We start from the raw sequence: 16,823 nt of genomic DNA, 5'->3' as shown, positions 1-16,823 counted from the left end.
CAGAAAGGATCGCGGCATGCCCAGCGACCACCTCATGCGCATCCACAGCCCCGAGTTCACGGCCATGGCGGAGCGGGTCCTGCGGGTCACCGAGCTGACCTCCCGCCTGAACGTCCTGCCCTTCGACGACGAGACGGGCAAGGCGGAGCTGTTCGAGCGGATCTTCGGCAGGCCGCTGCCGCCGAGGGTCACGCTCTACCCGCCGTTCTACACGGACCACGGTCTTCGGCTGGATCTCGCGGAGCGGGTGTTCATCAACCAGAACTGCACGTTCCTCGACTACGCCGGCATCCGGCTCGGCGAACGCGTGATGGTGGGACCGAAGGTCACGTTCATCACCGTCGGCCACCCCGTCGATCCCGGGGAGCGGCGGGAGTGGCTGAGCGGCGGCCCCATCGACGTGGCGGAGAACGTGTGGATCGGCGCCGGTGCCACGATCCTTCCCGGCGTCAGCATCGGCCGTGACGCCGTGGTGGCCGCCGGGGCGGTGGTGGCCGATGACGTACCGCCGGCCACGCTGGTCACCGGCGGCAAGGCGGCCGTGAACCGGCGCTGGTGACGGGCCGCGGCCCCGGCACGGTGCCGCTTCAGCCGTCCTGCCCTCCCCGGCCTGCCGCGTCGGCCCTGCCGCCTGCCCCCAGCAGGCCGGTGGCCACGAACGGGGTCTTCCGCGCCAGTACGGGCAGCTCGCGCTTCGACAGCGCCGTGACGACCGGGGGCATGGCGGCGCGCACCAGCTGCGTGGCGCGGAGCCACCCCGGCAGGTACGCGGCGGCGCTGCGCCGCTCGACCGCCCGGACCATGCGGCGCGCCACGGTCTCCGCCGGGTAGACCTTCCGCGCAGGCCTCGGCATGTGCGCCCGCAGCTCACGCAGTACGGGGTGCTGGTCGACGCCGCGGATCATGTCGGTGTCGGTCCAGTTCAGATAGCCGATGCCCACCCCCACGTGCTCGTGGGCGAGCTCGGCCCGCAGCGAGTGCGCGAACGACTCCACCCCGGCCTTGGAGGCGCAGTAGGCGCTCATCATGGGCGCCGCGCCGATGGAGGCCAGCGACGCGATCTGGAGGTAGTAGCCGCGGGTGGCGCGCAGCTGGGGCAGGAAGGCGCGTGCGGTGATCGCGCTGCCGATCAGGTTCACCTCGATCACGCGGCGCCAGGTCGCCGGGTCGGTTTCGCCGAAGGGTCCCCCCTCGGCCAGCCCCGCGTTCGCGACCACCACCGAGGCGGGCCCGAGCTGCTCCTGGACCTCCTCGGCCACCCGTGCCATGGCCGCGTCGTCGGTGACGTCGGCCTCCCAGCACCATGCCCGGCGGGGAAGCGAGTCCCGTACGCGGGCGAGCCCCGTGGCCTCCCGGCCGATCAGGGCCAGCGTGGCGCCGCGGTTCCCCAGCTCCCGTGCGAGGGCCGCGCCGAGCCCCCGTGCGGCGCCGGTCACCACGGCGACACGGCCCTCCAGAGGACCGGCTGTGCCCGTCATACGCGTCTCCTCCAGGGGGTCGGCTCACGCGCGGTCCTTCCACCTAAGCATTCCCGGAGGCCGGTCGCCCTGCGGGACGGACCCGGGAGGGAGGTGCCTCATTCCGGGGTGGAGGGGCCCCAGTGGGAGAAGCGGGGCAGCCACTTCACCCGGTAGTCGGGGTGCCCGGCGTGCTCGGCGGCCATCTGCCGGACGACGAACCCCAGCCCGACGGCGCGGCCCGAGGTGAAGTCCTGGGCCGGACGGTCGGTGTCCAGGGCCGCGATCTCCTCGTACTCGTCCAGGAGGACCCGGGTGGTCTCGATGCGGCGCAGGGTCCGGGCCGGGTCCTGGAAGGCGATGTGCCGGTCGTAGCCCCGCGACCGTACGACGAACGCGATACCGCTCGTACGGTCGTGCACCTCTCCGGGCGCCTCGGCCGGAGTGCGCCAGCCGTCGCCGCCCGCCCCGCGCGCGATGTCCTCCTCCTCGGCGAGGCGCGCCCGCACGAAGGCCAACAGGTCCGAGTTCTCTGCCATCTGGTCCGAATCCTTCTCCGTCACAGACCGCGGGGGACAAGCCACTCGCCTCCGCGGGCCCGTTCTGCCCGACCAGCAGAGGATGCCTCACCCTCGCGTCTGCGACGCAGTCGGGGCTCCGGGCCACACAGCCAGGATGGGCACCCACCGGTGGGTACGCATCCCGGCCGTGTCGCGGCGGGCTCGGTCAGATGCCCGCGGGGGCGGTGGGCTCCGTCCCCGCCCGCGCGCACACCGAGGCGGCCGTTTCGGAGGCGAAGACCAGCATGTCCCGCACCTCCTCCGGATCCTGTGCGGCGGTGAACGAGCCGCGGGAGCCCATCCGGCTCAGCAGGCCCGCGGCGAACGCGTCCCCGGCGCCGATGGTGTTGACGACCTCGACGGGGGCGGCCGCGACGGACACGGGCGGGGCGGACGCGGTGTAGGCCGTGCTCCCCCGCGCCCCCCGGGTGAGGACCACCAGCCGTCCTCCGGCCGCCAGTTCCCGGCAGGTCTCCTCCGGGCCGGCCCCCGGCCACAGCAGCTCCAGGTCCTCGTCGCTGGCCTTCACGACGTGGGCGAGGCGGCACAGTTCGCGCAGCGCCGCCGCGCCGTCGTCCGCGCCCAGGGTGCGGTCACGGCGGACGTTGGGGTCCACGAAGAGGAGGGAGTGCTCGGAGGCCGCGGCGGCGGTCGCGCGTACGGCCGAGGCCGCGGGCTCCACGACGGCCGCGAGCCCTCCGACGTACACGGCCCCGAATCCGGCGACCCGCGCGGACAGGTCCGGCAGCCGGAACGTCGCGGTGTCCTGGAGGTGGAAGTGGTAGCCGTTCCCCCCTTCGCCGGGCTCGGCGACCGCAAGCGCGGTGGGCAGGCCGGAGCGTGCGCACAGCATGAGGTCGGTCCCGGCGGCCCGCAGCCGGTCCTCGATCATCCGGGCGAAGCCGTCGCCGCCCAGCCCTCCGGCGAACGCCGCCGGGGTGCCGAGCGTGGCCAGCCCGACGGCGACGTTGGCCGGTGCCCCGCCGAACTGCGCGGCCCGTACGCCGCCGTCCCCGGCCACGGGTACGAGGTCGACGAGGGCCTCGCCGAGGACGAGGACGGCGCCCGGGCCGCCCGTCACGGCTCGACCACGATCTTGCGGCCGATGCCCGCCTTGAAGCGGTCGATGGCCTGCGGGTACTGGTCGAGCGGCAGCCGGTCACTGATGAACACGGCGGGGTCGAGGACCCCGGTGGCGAACAGCGCGGCGGCGCGTTCGTAGCTGTGCAGGACGGCCATCGACCCGGTGATGGTGATCTCCTGGTTGTAGATGCGGTACGGCTCGATGACGGCCGTCGTCGCGTAGTCGGCGACCCCGAACTGGAGGAAGGTCCCTCCCTTGGCGACGCGTCCCAGGCCGTCCTGGATGGCGGCGGCGTTGCCCGTGGCGTCGATGACGACGTCCCAGCCGCCGGGCCGCTCCAGCTCGTCGGCACCGGCCGCCGAGCGGGAGCATCCGAGGAGGCCGGCCGTGGCGAGTCGGTCGGGGTTGACGTCCAGGACGTCCACGGACGCCGCCCCGGTGCGCTTGGCGAGCTCCAGCATCATCAGGCCCATGGTCCCGGAGCCGTAGATCAGGACCTCGGCGCCGAGGGTGCTGCTCAGTACGTCGTAGCCCCGGACCGCGCAGGACAGCGGCTCGATGAGGGCGGCGTCCTTCACGTCGATGTGCTCGGGCAGCCGGACGCAGTTGGCGACGGGCGCCACGGCGTACTCGGCAGCGCCGCCGGAGACGGTGACGCCGATGGCGGCCCAGCGTTCGCAGAGGTTGCCGCGTCCGCTGCGGCAGTAGCGGCACTCGTGGCAGTGCAGGGAGGGGTCGACGGCGACGCGGTCCCCGACGGCCAGTTCCGTGACGTCGCGCCCGACGCCGACGATCTCCCCGGCGAACTCATGGCCCGGGACGAGCGGCAGGCTGGGCGCGAACTCGCCCTGGAGGATGTGCAGATCGGTGCCGCACAGTCCGCACGAGGCCACGGAGACGACGACCTCGCGGGGGCCGGGCGTGGGGTCGGGGACGGTGGTGACGGAGATCTTGCCGGGTGCTTCGACGATCGCTGCCCGCATTATTTCACTGCTCCGAGAGACAGGCCCTGGACGAGTTTGTCCTGGGCGGCGTAGCCGGCGGCGAGCACCGGCAGGGACACGACGACGGACGCGGCACACAGCTGGGCCAGGAAGAGGCCCTGGCTGGTGACGAATCCGGTGAGGAAGACGGGTGCGGTCTGGGCGACGACGCCGGTGAGCACCCGCGCGAAGAGCAGTTCGTTCCAGCTGAAGATGAAGCAGATCAGCGCGGTGGCGGCGATGCCGGGGGCGGCCATCGGCGCGACCACCCGGGCCAGGACCGTCGGCAGCCGCGCACCGTCGACCTGGGCGGCCTCGATGACGGACACCGGTACGTCGGCGAGGAAGGACTGCATCATCCAGACCGCGATCGGCAGGTTCATCGAGGTGTAGAGCAGGACGAGGAGCCAGATGTTGTCGAGCATCCCGGCGTTCTTGGCGAACAGGTAGACCGGGAGGAGCCCGGCGACGACGGGCAGCATCTTCGTGGAGAGGAAGAAGAACATCACGTCCGTCCACTTGCGCACGCGCCGGATGGACAGGGCGTACGCCGCCGGGAGCGCCAGCAGGAGCACCAGGACCGTGGAGAAGAACGAGGCGCCCAGGGAGTTGAGCAGCGGCGGCCACGGGGTGACACCGGTGTCGGCGCCGAAGAAGGCCCGGTAGCCGTCGAGGGTGAGCGGCGCGAAGACGGAGGGCGGGTTGGTGGCGGCGTCGGACTCCGCGTGCAGCGAGGTCAGCAGCATCCACAGCGCGGGCAGGCAGAAGGCGAGTCCTGCCGCCCAGGCCAGCAGGCCCAGCGCGGTGGAGCGGCGTTTGGCGCGCCGCAGGATCCGTGACGCGGACGGGGCGGGGACGGTGGCTGTGGTCATGCGCGGTTCGCCTCCTCGCTGAAGAGGGACGAGACGGTCCGGAGCGCGAAGGTGGCGATGATGATCGTGCCGATCACCACCACGACTCCCGCGGCGGACGCCAGTCCGTATTCATGGGCCTGGTAGAAGGTCTGGTAGATCGTGTACGGAAGGTTGGCGGTGCCGAGCCCGCCGGCGGTGATGGTGAACACCGCGTCGAAGTTCTGCACGATGTAGACGGCGCCGAGCAGCACCCCGAGTTCGAGGTACCTGCGCAGGTGCGGCAGGGTCAAGTAGCGGAAGGTCTGCCAGGCGCTCGCCCCGTCCAGGCGCGCGGCCTCGACGACCTCGGCGGGCCGGCTCTGGAGCCCGGCGAGCAGGATCAGCATCATGAACGGCGTCCACTGCCAGACCAGGGCGGTGATGACGGCGAGCAGCGGCATGTCCGCGATCCAGTCCGGCTGGCTCGGGTCCGTGTCGCCGAAGAGGTCGCCGATCCAGCTGAGTGTGCCGTTGAGGAGGCCGTACTCCGGGTTGTAGAGGGCGTGCTTCCACAGGAGGGCGGCGGAGACGGGCACGATCAGGAACGGTGTGATGAGCAGGGTGCGGACCATGCCCCGGCCGAAGAACGTACGGTCCAGGAGCAGCGCGAGGGCCAGTCCGATGACGACGGTGGCGAGGACGACCCCGACGGTCAGCAGGATGGTGGTGAGGACCGAGTCGCGGAGCGCGGCGTCGGTGAACACCGAGGCGTAGTTGTCGAGCCCGCTGAAGGCGCGTTTGTCGGGGCTGAGGGAGTTCCAGTCGAAGAGGGAGATCACCAGGGTCGCCACGAACGGCAGCTGCGTGACGACGATCAGGAAGACCAGCGCGGGCAGGAGCGGGGCCCTGGTGGCCCAGGCCTTGGCGCGGTTCGCCCTGGGGGCCGGGGCCGCGGACGGCCGGGGTGGTGACTGGGGGGTGGTGCCGACTGTTGTGGTCATCGGTACTCCTTGGCGACCTGCTCGGCGAGCTTCTGGGAGGTGGCCAGCGCCTTGTCGACGGACTGGCGGCCCGCGATGGCCGCGCTGATCTCCTGCGCGACCCTGGTGCCGAGATCGGTGAACTCGGGGATGCCGACGAACTGGATTCCCGGGACGGGGCGTGGCTGGGTGCCCGGGTTCTTCGCGTCGGCCCCGGAGATGGCCTGCTCGGTGACGTCCGCGAAGGCGCCTGCGGCCTTGCGGTATTCGGGGTTCTCGTAGGTGGAGGCGCGTTTGCCGGCGGGGGCGTTGGACCAGCCGCTGGTCTCGCCGACGAGTGACTCGTACTCCTTGCTGGAGGCCCAGGAGACGAACTTCCAGGCGTCGTCGGACTTCTTGGACGCCTTCTGGATGCCCCAGGCCCAGGTGTAGAGCCAGCCGGAGCTCTTGGTCTTCTCCACCGGCGCCGGTACGTAGCCGATCTTGCCCTTCACCGGGGAGCCTGCCGCCTCCAGCGAGCCCGCGCCGGCCGTGGCGTCGTACCACATGGCCGTCTTGCCCTGCGTCATGTTGTTGAGGCACTCGGCGTACCCGGACTGGGAGGCGCCGCGCTCGCCGTGCTTGCGCACGAGGTCGACGTAGAAGCGGGTGGCCTTCTTGAACTCGGGCGAGGTGAGCTGGGGTTTCCAGTCCTCGGTGAACCAGGTGCCGCCCATGGTGTTGACGACGGTGGTGAGGGGGGCCATGAGCTCACCCCAGCCCGGGAGTCCGCGCAGGCAGATGCCCTTCATGCCGGGCTCGGCACCGTCCGCGCCGGCCGCGAGGTCGGCCACCTGCTGCCAGGTGGGGTGGTCGGGCATCGTGAGGCCCTCGGCCTCGAAGACGTCCTTGCGGTACATGAGGAAGGACGACTCGCCGTAGAAGGGCTCGGCGTAGAGCTTGCCCTCGGCGGTGAGCGAGTCCCTCAGGGGTTCGAGGATGTCCTCCTGGTCGAAGGCGGTGTCCTCGGCGGCGTAGGTGTCGAGCGGGTGCAGCCAGTCGTTCTTCGCGAAGAACGGCACCTCGAAGTTGCTGATGGTGCCGACGTCGTACTGCCCGGCCTGGTTGGAGAAGTCCTGGCTGATCTTGTCGCGGACGTCGTTCTCCGGCAGCACCGTGAAGTGGACCTTGATGCCGGTCTCCTCGGTGAAGTGCTCGGCTGTGAGCTTCTGCAACTCCACCATCTGCGGGTTGTTCACCATGAGTACGTTCAGTGCGTCACCTCCTCCGAACGCGGTGCCGCCGGCTCCGGCGCACCCGGCGGCGAGGAAGGTCATCACTGCCGTGCCCGCGACCGCACGCACGCGGGTCCCACGGCGTCGTTGCTGGTGGGGCATAAGTTCTCCTGATCGGTCGTAGCGGCTCGTGGATCGGCGCCCGTGCTCTCCGGCTCTCCTGACGGTCACGGGCATGGCGGGGCTGCCCTCCGGCCCCGGCCTCCCTGGGTAGGGCGGGGACGGGGACGGGGGCGGGGTGGAGTTCTGGGGAAGCGGGGGTGTTCCCGACGTGCTGTCAGACGCGGATCACGTTCGGGCCGAGCAGGGAGTAGCGCTGCGCCTCCGCCGAGGGCAGGCCGGTGTCGGTGACGATGGCCTCGAAGTCACCGACCCCGGCGAACCGGCAGAAGCTCACCGCCCCGAACTTCGAGTGGACGCCGGCGAAGACACGGCGGCGGGCGCTGCGCATCGCCTGTGCCTTGACCTCGCCGACCGCGGGGTCCGGGGTGGTGAGCCCGTACTGGCGGGAGATGCCGTTGGCGCCGACGTACGCGAGGTCGATGACGAAGTCGGCGAGCATACGGGTGGCCCAGTGGTCGACGGTCGCCATGGTGCTGCCGCGCAGACGTCCGCCGAGCAGGAGCACGGCGATCTTCTCGGCGTCCGCGAGGACCGTGGCGACGGCCAGGGACGCGGTGACCACCGTCAGCGGCCGGTCGCGGGGAAGTGCCTCGGCGATGAGCTGCGGGGTGAAGCCCTCGTCGACGAAGACCGTCTCGGCGTCGCCGAGCAGGTCGGCGGCGGCCGCGCCGATCCGTGACTTCTGCGGGACGTGGTGCGTGGTGCGCATCGCCAGGGTGGTCTCGAACCCCGCGCTCTCGACCGGGTACGCACCACCGTGCGTGCGCCGTACGAGACCGTGCTCCTCCAGGGTGTGCAGGTCGCGCCTGATGGTCTCCTTGGCCACCTCGAACTGTTCGGCCAGCCGGTTCACGTCGACCGAACCGTCCCGCCGGGCCGTTTCGAGAATTCCCCGTCGGCGTTCCTCGGTGCCCACGACACATCCCTGCACTAGTGCGAAATCCGGTGTGGCCCCGGCGTCCGTTCGGGCCCACGCACTGTTTGTACAAGCAGAAACGGCTCCACGACCAGCTCCTTCGCGTACCCGGCTGTGCCCGTTCATGCCCGTTTCGCTGCGGGCACCCTCGCTGGTGGTCGTACGAGGTCATCGGAACGGCGCCCGTCCGGCGCCTGCTTCGCCCGGAACCGCGCCCGTTTCGCGCCCGTGAGCGGTCACACGGACCTCGGGCGCCTAGCACAGCCCTCCGGAGGCCGGGGCGGAAACAACAGGGAAATGTCTGATTGCACACCTCAATGCCTGATTTCGGCCAACATTCCGTGCCTCGCGGGATTTCGGACAACCTCCGGCCGTGGTTGTCCTCTCTCATGGGCAAAGCGACTCCACCGCCCCACGGGGCACTCGGACATCGGAGAAGGATGAGCACCAGAACCCCCCGCAGCCGGCTGTGGCGCCCGGCACTCGCCGCCGCCGCGGCGATCGCCGTGACCGCCGGCGTCACCGCCGCCTCGCCCGACACCGGCAGGACGTCCACCGTTCCGCGGCTCGGGCTGGTCGCCGCGTCGGCGTCCGTCACGCTCGACTCGTGGAAGGAGGACCCGGGTGTCTACCTGGACCTCGGGACCTATCTGACGGCCTCCGGCGCCCCGCTCGAACTGCGCGTGACCCGCAAGAGCTACAAGGATCCGGTCGTCGCCACCCAGATCATCCGCGACGGGAAGAAGACCCGGACCAAGGCGCTGCCCAAGGGCCTGGTCAAGAACTTCTCGGGGCTGCCGGACTTCGTCCGGATCACGGTCCGGGACGCCGCGGGCAAGTCCGTGGTGACCCGGACGGAGCCGTTCTGCCCGAACAACGCGTCGGGCAGGGTGCAGCCGGACGCGCCCGCCACGTCGAAGTATCCCGAGAGCTGCCCCACGAACCCGTTCACGCTCGGCTCGGTGTGGGGCGTCGAGAACGGCTGGGCCTCCAACACCTACGCCGGCTACTACGCGGAGCCGGTCGTCCTCCCCGCCGGGAAGTACACCGCCGAGGTGGCCGTCACCCAGCGCTACCGCGACCTGTTCGGGATCGCCGACGAACCTAAGACCGTCAAGGTCACCGTGCGCGAGCGCAGTTGGGAGGAGGAGAACACCGCCTCGGCCCCGGGGACCCGTTCCGCGACCGGGCACGCCGCGCACGCGGCGGGCCACGCGGGCCACGCCGCGGCCCGTCCCCCCGCCCCGGTGTCCGCGACCACCGGTGCGGGCACCTCGTACAACGTGGGCCACGGCCCGTACCCGCCCGCGCCCGCCGCCGTGCCGTGGGCCGCCGACCGGGTGGGGTTCAGGTCGGCGCAGGGCGACGGTCCCGGGCGTACGGACGGCTCCCGGCAGGCACCCGCCGTCGGGCCGAACGCGCAGCGCCCGACGGGCAGGGCGAGCGTGCCGGACGTCCCCAAGCCCGATCTGCGTTCCCTGCCGGCGTACGGCATCACCATCGGTGAGGGCGACGCCGACGCACCGGACAGGGACTACCTGGCCTTCAGCGCGAACGTGTGGAACGCGGGTCCCGCGCAGCTGGTGGTGGACGGCTTCCGCAAGCCGGGCAACGAGCTGATGGACGCCTACCAGTACTTCTACGACGCCTCGGGCAAGCAGGTCGGCTACACCCCGACCGGCACCATGGAGTGGGATCCCCGCCCGGGCCATGAGCACTGGCACTTCACCGACTTCGCGAGCTACCGGCTGCTGAAGGCGGACAAGAAGGAGACCGTCCGCAGCGGCAAGGAGGCCTTCTGCCTGGCCAACACCGACGCGGTCGACTACACGGTGAAGAACGCCAACTGGCACCCGGACAACACCGATCTGTCCACCGCGTGCGGCCAGGAGAACTCCATCTCCGTACGCGAGGTGCTCGACGTGGGCTCCGGCGACACGTACACCCAGGACCTTCCCGGGCAGTCCTTCGACATCACCGGGCTGCCGAACGGCACGTACTACATCCAGGTGCTGGCCAACCCGGAGAACCGGCTCAAGGAGACCGACCTCGGCAACAACAGCGCCCTGCGGAAGGTGGTCCTGGGCGGAAAGGCGGGCGCCCGCACGGTGACCGTGCCCAAGCACGACCTGGTCGACGCCCCCTGAGACCCGGCCCGTGCGCGGCCCCGGGAGGCGCGTACTCCCGGGGCCGCTGCCGCTACCTCGCGAGCTCAACGTCTGCCGCCCTCCCGTGAGTTGCTGTGGCAGACTTCACGGGCGGAGCGGTTCACCTCATCTGCGACGGAGCGCGTCATGACGACTGGGACACCCCGGCCCCCGATCGACACCAGCAGGCCCCACTCGGCACGCGTGTACGACTCGCTGCTCGGCGGCAAGGACAACTACCCGGTGGACCAGGCGGTGGCCCGGCAGCTGCCGGCCGAGGCGAAGGCCGGGGCGTTCCAGAACCGTGCCTTCATGAACCGCGCGACGGCCTGGCTGGCGGGCGAGGGCGTCACCCAGTTCCTCGACATCGGCACGGGGATCCCGACCGCGCCGAATCTGCACCAGATCGCCCAGGAGATCGAACCGCGGTCGCGGGTCGTCTACTGCGACAACGACCCGATCGTCCTGCGGCACGCGGAGGCCCTGCTGATCAGCAGCCCGGAGGGCGCCACGGACTATGTGCACGCCGATGTGCGCGAGCCCGCGACGATCGTCGAGGCGGCCCGCGAGGTGCTGGACTTCGACCGGCCCGTCGCCCTCTCGCTCCTCGGTCTCCTGCACTTCCTCCCGGACGACCTGAACCCGCGGGCCCTCGTGCGCACCCTGGTGGACACCCTGCCGGCCGGGAGCTATGTGGTGCTGTCCCAGGGCGCCTCGGACGTCAACCCCGAGCGCGGTGAACAGGGCGCGGCCGAGTACGGCAAGGGCGGCATCCGGCTCGCGCTGCGCACCCGGGCCGAGTTCGCCCGCTTCTTCGAGGGCCTGGACATCGTCGAGCCCGGTCTCGTGACGGCCCCCGAGTGGTTCCGCGGCACGCCGGCCCCGCAGCCGGAGCTGAGCGGCGTCTACGTCGCGGTCGGCCGCATCCCGTAGCCCGTGATCCCGATCCCCTAGCCGTATTCCGTCGGAACAGAGCCCGGAAGGGGACGCACCTCATGGCAGAGGGCAGCAGGCACCCGGCGGCCGAGGCGTTCGACGCCATCGGCGCCGACTACGAGACGGCCTTCGCCGGCTCGGCCGCGCACCGCGAGTCGCTGGACCGGCTGCTGGAGCGGCTGGCGCCGCACAGCAGGGTCCTGGACGTCGGCAGCGGGACGGGCCGGCCGACCGCCGAGGCCCTGGCCGCTGCGGGGCACGACGTGCTGGGCGTCGACGTCTCGCCCGTCATGGTGGAGCTGGCGGCGCGTCGTGTCCCGGGGGCGTCGTTCCGCTGCGCCGACATCCGTGAGGTCCGGCTGGAGGAGTCGGGCTTCGACGCGGTCTGCGTGTACTTCTCCCTGCTGCAGATGTCACGCGACGAGCAGCGCTCCCTCGTGCTCCGCCTGGCGCGGGCGCTCAGGCCGGGCGGCCATCTGGTCCTGGCGACCGTGCCGCTGGACGTGGAGGGCGTGAGCGCCGTCTTCATGGGCCAGGACGTACGGGTGACCAGCTTCGGGCCCGAGGCGCTCAGGGCGCTCGTGGCCGGGGCCGGGCTGACGGTCGTGCACGAGGACAGCACGGTCTTCACGCCGGACCTCCCGGGATCCGTGCCCGAACCCCACCTGTTCCTGGAGTGCCGCCGGTGACGTCCCGGCCGGACGCTACTTTCCTCGGAGGAAAACACCTGCTACTTTCCTGTGAGGAAAGTACGTGTGCCGGGCGGGGCAGGGAGCCACATGACATTTCACGACGCGCAGAACGCACTGGACGAGGTCCGGCGCCGAGGCGAGCAGGCCCGCGCCGAGCACGTGCGCCACGGACTCTCCTGGCCCTACCTTCTTGTCGAGGCACTGCTCGTGTTCGCGGCGTTCGCCTCCTACGATCTGCCGAATCCATGGGGCGGGGCGGTGCTGATCCCCTCGTTGCTGCTGGCAGCGGGCACGATCACGGTCCATGTGCGCAAGGCGCCCGTCCGCATGCCTCTCACGCACAGGAACGCGCTCCAGGGAGTAGCGATCGGGCTGGTGCTGGTGGGTGTCTTCCGGTTGCTTTCGGACTTCGCGGGCTCCGTCGGCGTACCGGCCCCGCACGTGGCGGCGGCCGCGGCCGTGTGCGTCGCAGGGGTGCTGATCGCCCACGGGTGGGGCGCCGCGGTCGTGGCGCGTGAACAGCGCGGGCGCGGTGAGAGCGTGCGTCGCTGATGGACGAGGGCTTCGACGAGTTCCTGCACGTCCCCGCGCGCCTCACGATCGTCGCCCTGCTGGCGCCGGCGAACTGGACGGAGTTCGGATTCCTGCGGGACGCCATCCCCACCAGTGACTCCGCGCTCTCCAAGCACCTTTCCTCGCTCGCCGCCAAGGGGTACGTCGAGGTCCGGAAGGACAAGCACGTCGGCGGACGCCGCACCCTGGTACGGCTCACGTCCGACGGCAGGCGGAGCTTCCGGGACCATGCCGCGTCCCTGGAGCGGATCGTCGCGGCGGCTCGTGCCCCGCAGCGACCCGAGGTGGACGGCTGACCACCTCGGATCCGGGGTGCCCCCTGGCCTCACCGGGCCGCGATGTGCGCCGCCCCGAACAGGCGCTTGGTCATGCCGAGGCGCTGTCGAACAGCAAGGTCGCCTCCTTCTCCTCGCGGGCGTTCAGCCACCTCACGTCTGCGGTGGCGGCACCGGAGGGGGATGTGGCCTCCATCCAGAGGAAGGTGTGGACCGGCGCCAGGCCGGGGAGCCGCCGCACCAGCGCGTCGATCAGGGCGGCTTCCCCCAGGACCCGGTAGGACGGGCCGATCTCCTCCAGGATCCGCCGCCACGGCGATCGCGTATCCGGCCGCACCCGGGGACTGCGCGCCCGTCGAGTCGTTCGACGGAATCCGGCTCCGCGCGCGGCATCCGCGGCGCGCTCACACCAGCCCGTCGATCTCCGGCTGGAGCACCTGTTCCGTCCAGATGACCTTGCCGCCGTCGTCGGTGTAGCGGGTGCCCCAGCGTTCGGCCAGCTGGGCGACGAGGAACAGTCCCCTGCCTCCCTCGTCCATGCTGGCGGCCTGGCGCAGATGGGGCGAGGTGCTGCTGCGGTCGGACACCTCGCAGATCAGCGTCCTGTCACGGATCAGACGTACGCGGATGGGGCCGTTGGCGTAGCGGATGGAGTTGGTGACCAGCTCGCTGAGGATCAGCTCGGTGGTGAACGCCTCCTCGATCAGGTTCCACTCGGTCAGCTTGCGGGAGACGTCGGAGCGGACCCGGGCGACCGCCGAGGGGTCCGAGGGGACGTCCCACTCGGCGACGTTCTCGGCGGCGAGGCGGCGCGTACGGCCGACGAGCAGCGCGACGTCGTCCCGGGCCTTGGCGGGCACCAGGACGCGCAGGACGGCCTCACAGGTCTCCTCGGGTGTCCGGTCGGGGTGTCCGGAGAGGGTGTCGCGCAGCATCTCCAGCCCCTCGTCGATGTCGCGCTGCCGGTCCTCGACGAGGCCGTCCGTGTAGAGGACCAGGCGGCTGTTCTCCGGAAGCTGCATGTCGAGGGTCTCGAAGGGCATGCCGCCGAGGCCCAGGGGCGGGCCGCCGGGCACGTCCGCGAAGACGGCGTCGCCCTCGGGGCTGACGATCGCCGGCTGGAGGTGGCCGGCCCGGGCCATGGTGCAGCGGCCGGACGCCGGGTCGTAGATCGCGTAGAGGCAGGTGGCCCCGGTGACGCCGCCGCCCTCGGAGCCCTCGGCCGACTCGTCCTGGTCGATACGGGCGACGAGCTCGTCCAGGTGCCAGAGCAGTTCGTCGGGGGGCAGGTCCAGGGTGGAGAAGTTGTGGACCGCGGTGCGCAGGCGCCCCATGGTCGCGGCGGCGTGGAGTCCGTGCCCCACCACGTCCCCGACCACCAGGGCGACCCGGGCGCCGGGCAGCGGGATGATGTCGAACCAGTCGCCGCCGACGCCGCCGAGCCCGCCGAGCCCGGCCTGTGCGGGGAGGTACCGGTAGGCGGCGTCGATGGCGCTCTGGTCGGGGAGCCCTTGGGGCAGCAGGCTGCGCTGCAGGGTGACCGCCACGTTGTGCTCGCGTGAGTAGCGGCGGGCGTTGTCTATGCTCACGGCGGCGCGGGCGACGAGCTCCTCCGCGACGGACAGGTCCTCGTCCTCGAACGGATCGGGGCTCTGGGACCGCCAGAACAGGGCGGCGCCGAGGATCACGCCCCTGGCCCGCATCGGGACGGCCATCAGCGAGTGGAATCCGCTCTCCACGATGCGCTCGGCGCGTTCCGGGTTCTGCTGCTGCCAGCCGGCGAGCCGCGCCAGGTCGGTGTCGAGGACGGCTTCCCCCCTGAGCAGGCCGGCGCCGATCTCCGTGGACGGCAGGAAGCGGATCACGGACCCCAGGGGGTGGAGTCCGGTGTCGTCACGGGGGCCGCTGAACGCCGAGCGGCGCAGCCCGTCGGTGGTGGCGCGGACGGCCGTGGGCTCCTCGCCGCGCAGGACGCCCTCGGCGAGGTCCACGGTGGCGTAGTCGGCGAACCGGGCCGTGGCGAAGTCCGCCAGCTCCTCGCACGTCCGTACGACGTCCAGGGCGGTGCCGATCTCCGTGCCCGCGTCGTAGAGGAGCTTGAGCCTGCCGCGTGCCAGAGCCGCCCTGCCGGTGAGGGCCTGGAGTTCCGTGGTGTCCCGCAGGGTGGTCACGGTGCCCGGTGGTCCGCCGTTGCGGTCCGTGGACCGCTGACTGACGGTGAGCAGTCGGTCGCCGACGGGGTGCACCTCGTCGGTGGCGCTGCGTCCCGAGGTCAGCAGCCCGCTGATGACCTGGTCGAGCCCGAGCTCCGTGACGGGCGTGCCCTCGACGTCCGGGGGGAGGCCCAGGAGCCTTCGCGCCTCGTCGTTGGCCAGCAGCAGCCGTCCGTCGCCGCCGACGATGAGCACCCCCTCCCGCACGGCGTGCAGAACGGCGTCGTGGTGCTCGTACATCCGGGTCATCTCGGTCGGGCCGAGACCCCGGGTCTGGCGTTTCAGGCGCCTGGTGACGAGCGCCGTGCCTCCCATGGTGAGCAGCAGGATCCCGCCTGCCGAGCCGAACAGGAGGGGGAACTGGCCCTCGGCGACGCCGCTGACGTTCTTGATGGTGATGCCCGCGGAGACCAGGCCCACGACCTCGCCGTTCGCCCCGGTCACGGGCACCACGGCCTGGACGAGCGGGCCGATGGTGCCGTCCACCGTCTCGGTGACGGTACGGCCCTCCAGGGCGGGGCCGATGGTGCCGACGAACTTCTTGCCGATCCGGTCGGGCAGCGGATGGGTGTAGCGGATGCCCTGCAGGTTCATGACGACGATGAAGTCGACGCCCGAGCCCTTGCGCGCCGCCTCCGCCTTCGGCTGCAGCTCGGCGGTGGGATCGGGGCTCTGCAGCGCCGCTTCCACGCCGGGGGCGTTCGCGAAGGTCTCGGCCACGGCGACCGAGCGATTGCGGGCTTCGCGTTCGCTGTCGGCCCGCGACTGCAGCACGAGCGCGGCCACGGATGCAGCGACGAGCAACACCACGATCGCCACCTGCAGGAGAAAGACCTGACCAGCGAGGCTTCTCATCCCGAGAAACGAACGCGGGCGGCCGTAGCGTCCGGCCATGCCCCCCTTTCTACACGGCTTCCCGCCTCCTCGCCGCCCGGTGCGGTCACGCGGAGCCGTGAGGTGCGGGACCGGGCGCCCTCTGCGGAGCGTCGGCACGGCTACGGTGCCCCGGGGCGGCCGAAGCGCACCGGAACACCGGGCGAGTACAGCACGCTCAGCGGGTCACCCGTGGGCGCGGGCAGTCCCGCCGCCGTCACCAGGCTCTCGTCGCACTCCAGGAGCTGTGCGCGGTGCAGGGGCCAGCGGGGGTGCGCGTTCGGGAGATACAGCGGGCGTCCGTGGAAGGTGCTGTGCATGCCCCACCGGGCGGTCAGGAAGTGTTCGAGCTCGGTGGGCTCGTCGATGCGTCCGCCGGTGCGCAGCACGATGCGGCTGTGGGCGCCCCGGGGGCCGGGGACACGCCGTCTGCTGGTGTAGGTGAGGGTGTCGGCCCGGCGCCGGATCTCCATCCGGGACCACATGTACGGCAGCCTGAAGGCGGCCCGGGCGACGGCCACGGGGATCAGCCGGGAGGCGTCGAGCGAACGGAAGGACACCCCGCGTCTGCCCTGCGCGTCCCGGGTGTACAGCCGGACGTTGGTCTCGGGGAAGGTGCCCAGATAGGGGATGCCGGGGAGGCGGAGCCAGCCGACGCGGTGCATCCGGAAGGCCACCAGCCCGACGTACGTCACCCCGTCCAGGGTGTCCGGCTCGGTCCCGGCGGGCAGGAGCGGCGCGACGTCGCCGGGGTCGGCCGCCCAGTGCAGGAAGGCGAGGTCCAGCCAGGACTGCGTCATCAGCGGGTCCATCGCCGGGTGGGGCGGGTCGGGCGTGACGGGCTGCGGCGTACGGGGTGTGGGCGGCACCCGCACAGGATGGCAGACCGGACTCCCGGCCCTCC

Annotated in this window: 17 protein-coding genes; 6 read left to right on the top strand and 11 right to left on the bottom strand. The window is 71.7% G+C overall.

The features are described from left to right. The first annotated feature begins 16 nt into the window (after positions 1 to 16). A complete protein-coding gene (locus tag ACZ607_RS12130) occupies positions 17 to 559 on the top strand; it encodes a DapH/DapD/GlmU-related protein (protein ID WP_469734376.1) in 543 nt (180 codons plus the stop codon). A 28-nt stretch (positions 560 to 587) separates the two neighbouring features. Here the strand turns inward: ACZ607_RS12130 and ACZ607_RS12125 are convergent, their stop codons facing one another. The 8 genes from ACZ607_RS12125 to ACZ607_RS12090 form a co-directional block, all read right to left on the bottom strand. Continuing rightward, entirely contained in the window at positions 588 to 1,478 is an 891-nt protein-coding gene (locus tag ACZ607_RS12125) for an SDR family oxidoreductase (protein ID WP_469734374.1), read from the bottom strand. Positions 1,479 to 1,576: 98 nt separating this feature from the next. After that, entirely contained in the window at positions 1,577 to 1,996 is a 420-nt protein-coding gene (locus tag ACZ607_RS12120; protein WP_469734373.1) for a DUF6221 family protein, read from the bottom strand. A gap of 187 nt (positions 1,997 to 2,183) precedes the next feature. Beyond that, complete coding sequence (locus tag ACZ607_RS12115) at positions 2,184 to 3,098, bottom strand: PfkB family carbohydrate kinase (protein ID WP_469734371.1); 915 nt, start codon at positions 3,096 to 3,098, stop codon at positions 2,184 to 2,186. After that, positions 3,095 to 4,084 (bottom strand): zinc-dependent alcohol dehydrogenase family protein, encoded by a 990-nt coding sequence (locus ACZ607_RS12110; RefSeq protein ID WP_469734369.1) that lies wholly within the window; start codon positions 4,082 to 4,084, stop codon positions 3,095 to 3,097. Before ACZ607_RS12110 ends, ACZ607_RS12115 begins: the two co-directional genes overlap by 4 nt. Next, positions 4,084 to 4,956, bottom strand: coding sequence for a carbohydrate ABC transporter permease (locus tag ACZ607_RS12105; RefSeq protein ID WP_469734367.1), 873 nt, complete (start codon positions 4,954 to 4,956; stop codon positions 4,084 to 4,086). Before ACZ607_RS12105 ends, ACZ607_RS12110 begins: the two co-directional genes overlap by 1 nt. Further along, a complete protein-coding gene (locus ACZ607_RS12100) occupies positions 4,953 to 5,918 on the bottom strand; it encodes a carbohydrate ABC transporter permease (protein ID WP_469734366.1) in 966 nt (321 codons plus the stop codon). Before ACZ607_RS12100 ends, ACZ607_RS12105 begins: the two co-directional genes overlap by 4 nt. After that, complete coding sequence (locus ACZ607_RS12095) at positions 5,915 to 7,273, bottom strand: ABC transporter substrate-binding protein (protein WP_469734364.1); 1,359 nt, start codon at positions 7,271 to 7,273, stop codon at positions 5,915 to 5,917. Before ACZ607_RS12095 ends, ACZ607_RS12100 begins: the two co-directional genes overlap by 4 nt. A 175-nt stretch (positions 7,274 to 7,448) precedes the next feature. Continuing rightward, complete coding sequence (locus tag ACZ607_RS12090; RefSeq protein ID WP_469734363.1) at positions 7,449 to 8,210, bottom strand: DeoR/GlpR family DNA-binding transcription regulator; 762 nt, start codon at positions 8,208 to 8,210, stop codon at positions 7,449 to 7,451. 440 nt (positions 8,211 to 8,650) lie between these two features. Between ACZ607_RS12090 and ACZ607_RS12085 the strand changes: the two genes are divergently transcribed. The 5 genes from ACZ607_RS12085 (at position 8,651) to ACZ607_RS12065 (ending at position 12,854) form a co-directional block, all read left to right on the top strand. Beyond that, the gene (locus tag ACZ607_RS12085; protein ID WP_469734361.1) at positions 8,651 to 10,357 is read left to right on the top strand and encodes a lysyl oxidase family protein; all 1,707 of its coding nucleotides are present in this window, start codon (positions 8,651 to 8,653) and stop codon (positions 10,355 to 10,357) included. 147 nt (positions 10,358 to 10,504) lie between these two features. After that, complete coding sequence (locus ACZ607_RS12080; RefSeq protein ID WP_469734359.1) at positions 10,505 to 11,290, top strand: SAM-dependent methyltransferase; 786 nt, start codon at positions 10,505 to 10,507, stop codon at positions 11,288 to 11,290. A 62-nt stretch (positions 11,291 to 11,352) separates the two neighbouring features. Beyond that, positions 11,353 to 11,982: a class I SAM-dependent methyltransferase gene (locus tag ACZ607_RS12075; protein WP_469734357.1), complete on the top strand. Its 630-nt coding sequence runs from the start codon at positions 11,353 to 11,355 to the stop codon at positions 11,980 to 11,982. Between the two features lie 90 nt (positions 11,983 to 12,072). Further along, the gene (locus ACZ607_RS12070) at positions 12,073 to 12,537 is read left to right on the top strand and encodes a hypothetical protein (RefSeq protein WP_469734355.1); all 465 of its coding nucleotides are present in this window, start codon (positions 12,073 to 12,075) and stop codon (positions 12,535 to 12,537) included. After that, the gene (locus tag ACZ607_RS12065) at positions 12,537 to 12,854 is read left to right on the top strand and encodes a transcriptional regulator (protein ID WP_469734353.1); all 318 of its coding nucleotides are present in this window, start codon (positions 12,537 to 12,539) and stop codon (positions 12,852 to 12,854) included. The genes ACZ607_RS12070 and ACZ607_RS12065 overlap by 1 nt, the downstream gene beginning before the upstream one ends. A 70-nt stretch (positions 12,855 to 12,924) precedes the next feature. Here the strand turns inward: ACZ607_RS12065 and ACZ607_RS12060 are convergent, their stop codons facing one another. The 3 genes from ACZ607_RS12060 to ACZ607_RS12050 form a co-directional block, all read right to left on the bottom strand. Next, positions 12,925 to 13,170, bottom strand: a complete 246-nt coding sequence (locus tag ACZ607_RS12060; RefSeq protein ID WP_469734351.1) for a hypothetical protein — start codon at positions 13,168 to 13,170, stop codon at positions 12,925 to 12,927. Between the two features lie 67 nt (positions 13,171 to 13,237). Then, a complete protein-coding gene (locus ACZ607_RS12055) occupies positions 13,238 to 15,940 on the bottom strand; it encodes a SpoIIE family protein phosphatase (protein WP_469734349.1) in 2,703 nt (900 codons plus the stop codon). Positions 15,941 to 16,041: 101 nt separating this feature from the next. Further along, positions 16,042 to 16,788 (bottom strand): YqjF family protein, encoded by a 747-nt coding sequence (locus ACZ607_RS12050; RefSeq protein ID WP_469734347.1) that lies wholly within the window; start codon positions 16,786 to 16,788, stop codon positions 16,042 to 16,044. Between the last annotated feature and the right edge of the window lie 35 nt (positions 16,789 to 16,823).

It is taken from the genome of Streptomyces sp. NPDC104381, from assembly GCF_055583745.1.
Note: the sequence above shows the minus strand (reverse complement) of the source record. Positions and strands in the feature narration are given on the sequence as shown.

Excerpts from the sequence above, each read along its gene's own strand:
- ACZ607_RS12130 (WP_469734376.1), top strand. The coding sequence starts at position 17 with ATGCCCAGCGACCACCTCATGCGCATCCACAGCCCCGAGTTCACGGCC.
- ACZ607_RS12125 (WP_469734374.1), bottom strand. The coding sequence starts at position 1,478 with ATGACGGGCACAGCCGGTCCTCTGGAGGGCCGTGTCGCCGTGGTGACC.
- ACZ607_RS12120 (WP_469734373.1), bottom strand. The coding sequence starts at position 1,996 with ATGGCAGAGAACTCGGACCTGTTGGCCTTCGTGCGGGCGCGCCTCGCC.
- ACZ607_RS12110 (WP_469734369.1), bottom strand. The coding sequence starts at position 4,084 with ATGCGGGCAGCGATCGTCGAAGCACCCGGCAAGATCTCCGTCACCACC.
- ACZ607_RS12105 (WP_469734367.1), bottom strand. The coding sequence starts at position 4,956 with ATGACCACAGCCACCGTCCCCGCCCCGTCCGCGTCACGGATCCTGCGG.
- ACZ607_RS12100 (WP_469734366.1), bottom strand. The coding sequence starts at position 5,918 with ATGACCACAACAGTCGGCACCACCCCCCAGTCACCACCCCGGCCGTCC.
- ACZ607_RS12095 (WP_469734364.1), bottom strand. The coding sequence starts at position 7,273 with ATGCCCCACCAGCAACGACGCCGTGGGACCCGCGTGCGTGCGGTCGCG.
- ACZ607_RS12085 (WP_469734361.1), top strand. The coding sequence starts at position 8,651 with ATGAGCACCAGAACCCCCCGCAGCCGGCTGTGGCGCCCGGCACTCGCC.
- ACZ607_RS12080 (WP_469734359.1), top strand. The coding sequence starts at position 10,505 with ATGACGACTGGGACACCCCGGCCCCCGATCGACACCAGCAGGCCCCAC.
- ACZ607_RS12075 (WP_469734357.1), top strand. The coding sequence starts at position 11,353 with ATGGCAGAGGGCAGCAGGCACCCGGCGGCCGAGGCGTTCGACGCCATC.
- ACZ607_RS12070 (WP_469734355.1), top strand. The coding sequence starts at position 12,073 with ATGACATTTCACGACGCGCAGAACGCACTGGACGAGGTCCGGCGCCGA.
- ACZ607_RS12065 (WP_469734353.1), top strand. The coding sequence starts at position 12,537 with ATGGACGAGGGCTTCGACGAGTTCCTGCACGTCCCCGCGCGCCTCACG.
- ACZ607_RS12055 (WP_469734349.1), bottom strand. The coding sequence starts at position 15,940 with ATGGCCGGACGCTACGGCCGCCCGCGTTCGTTTCTCGGGATGAGAAGC.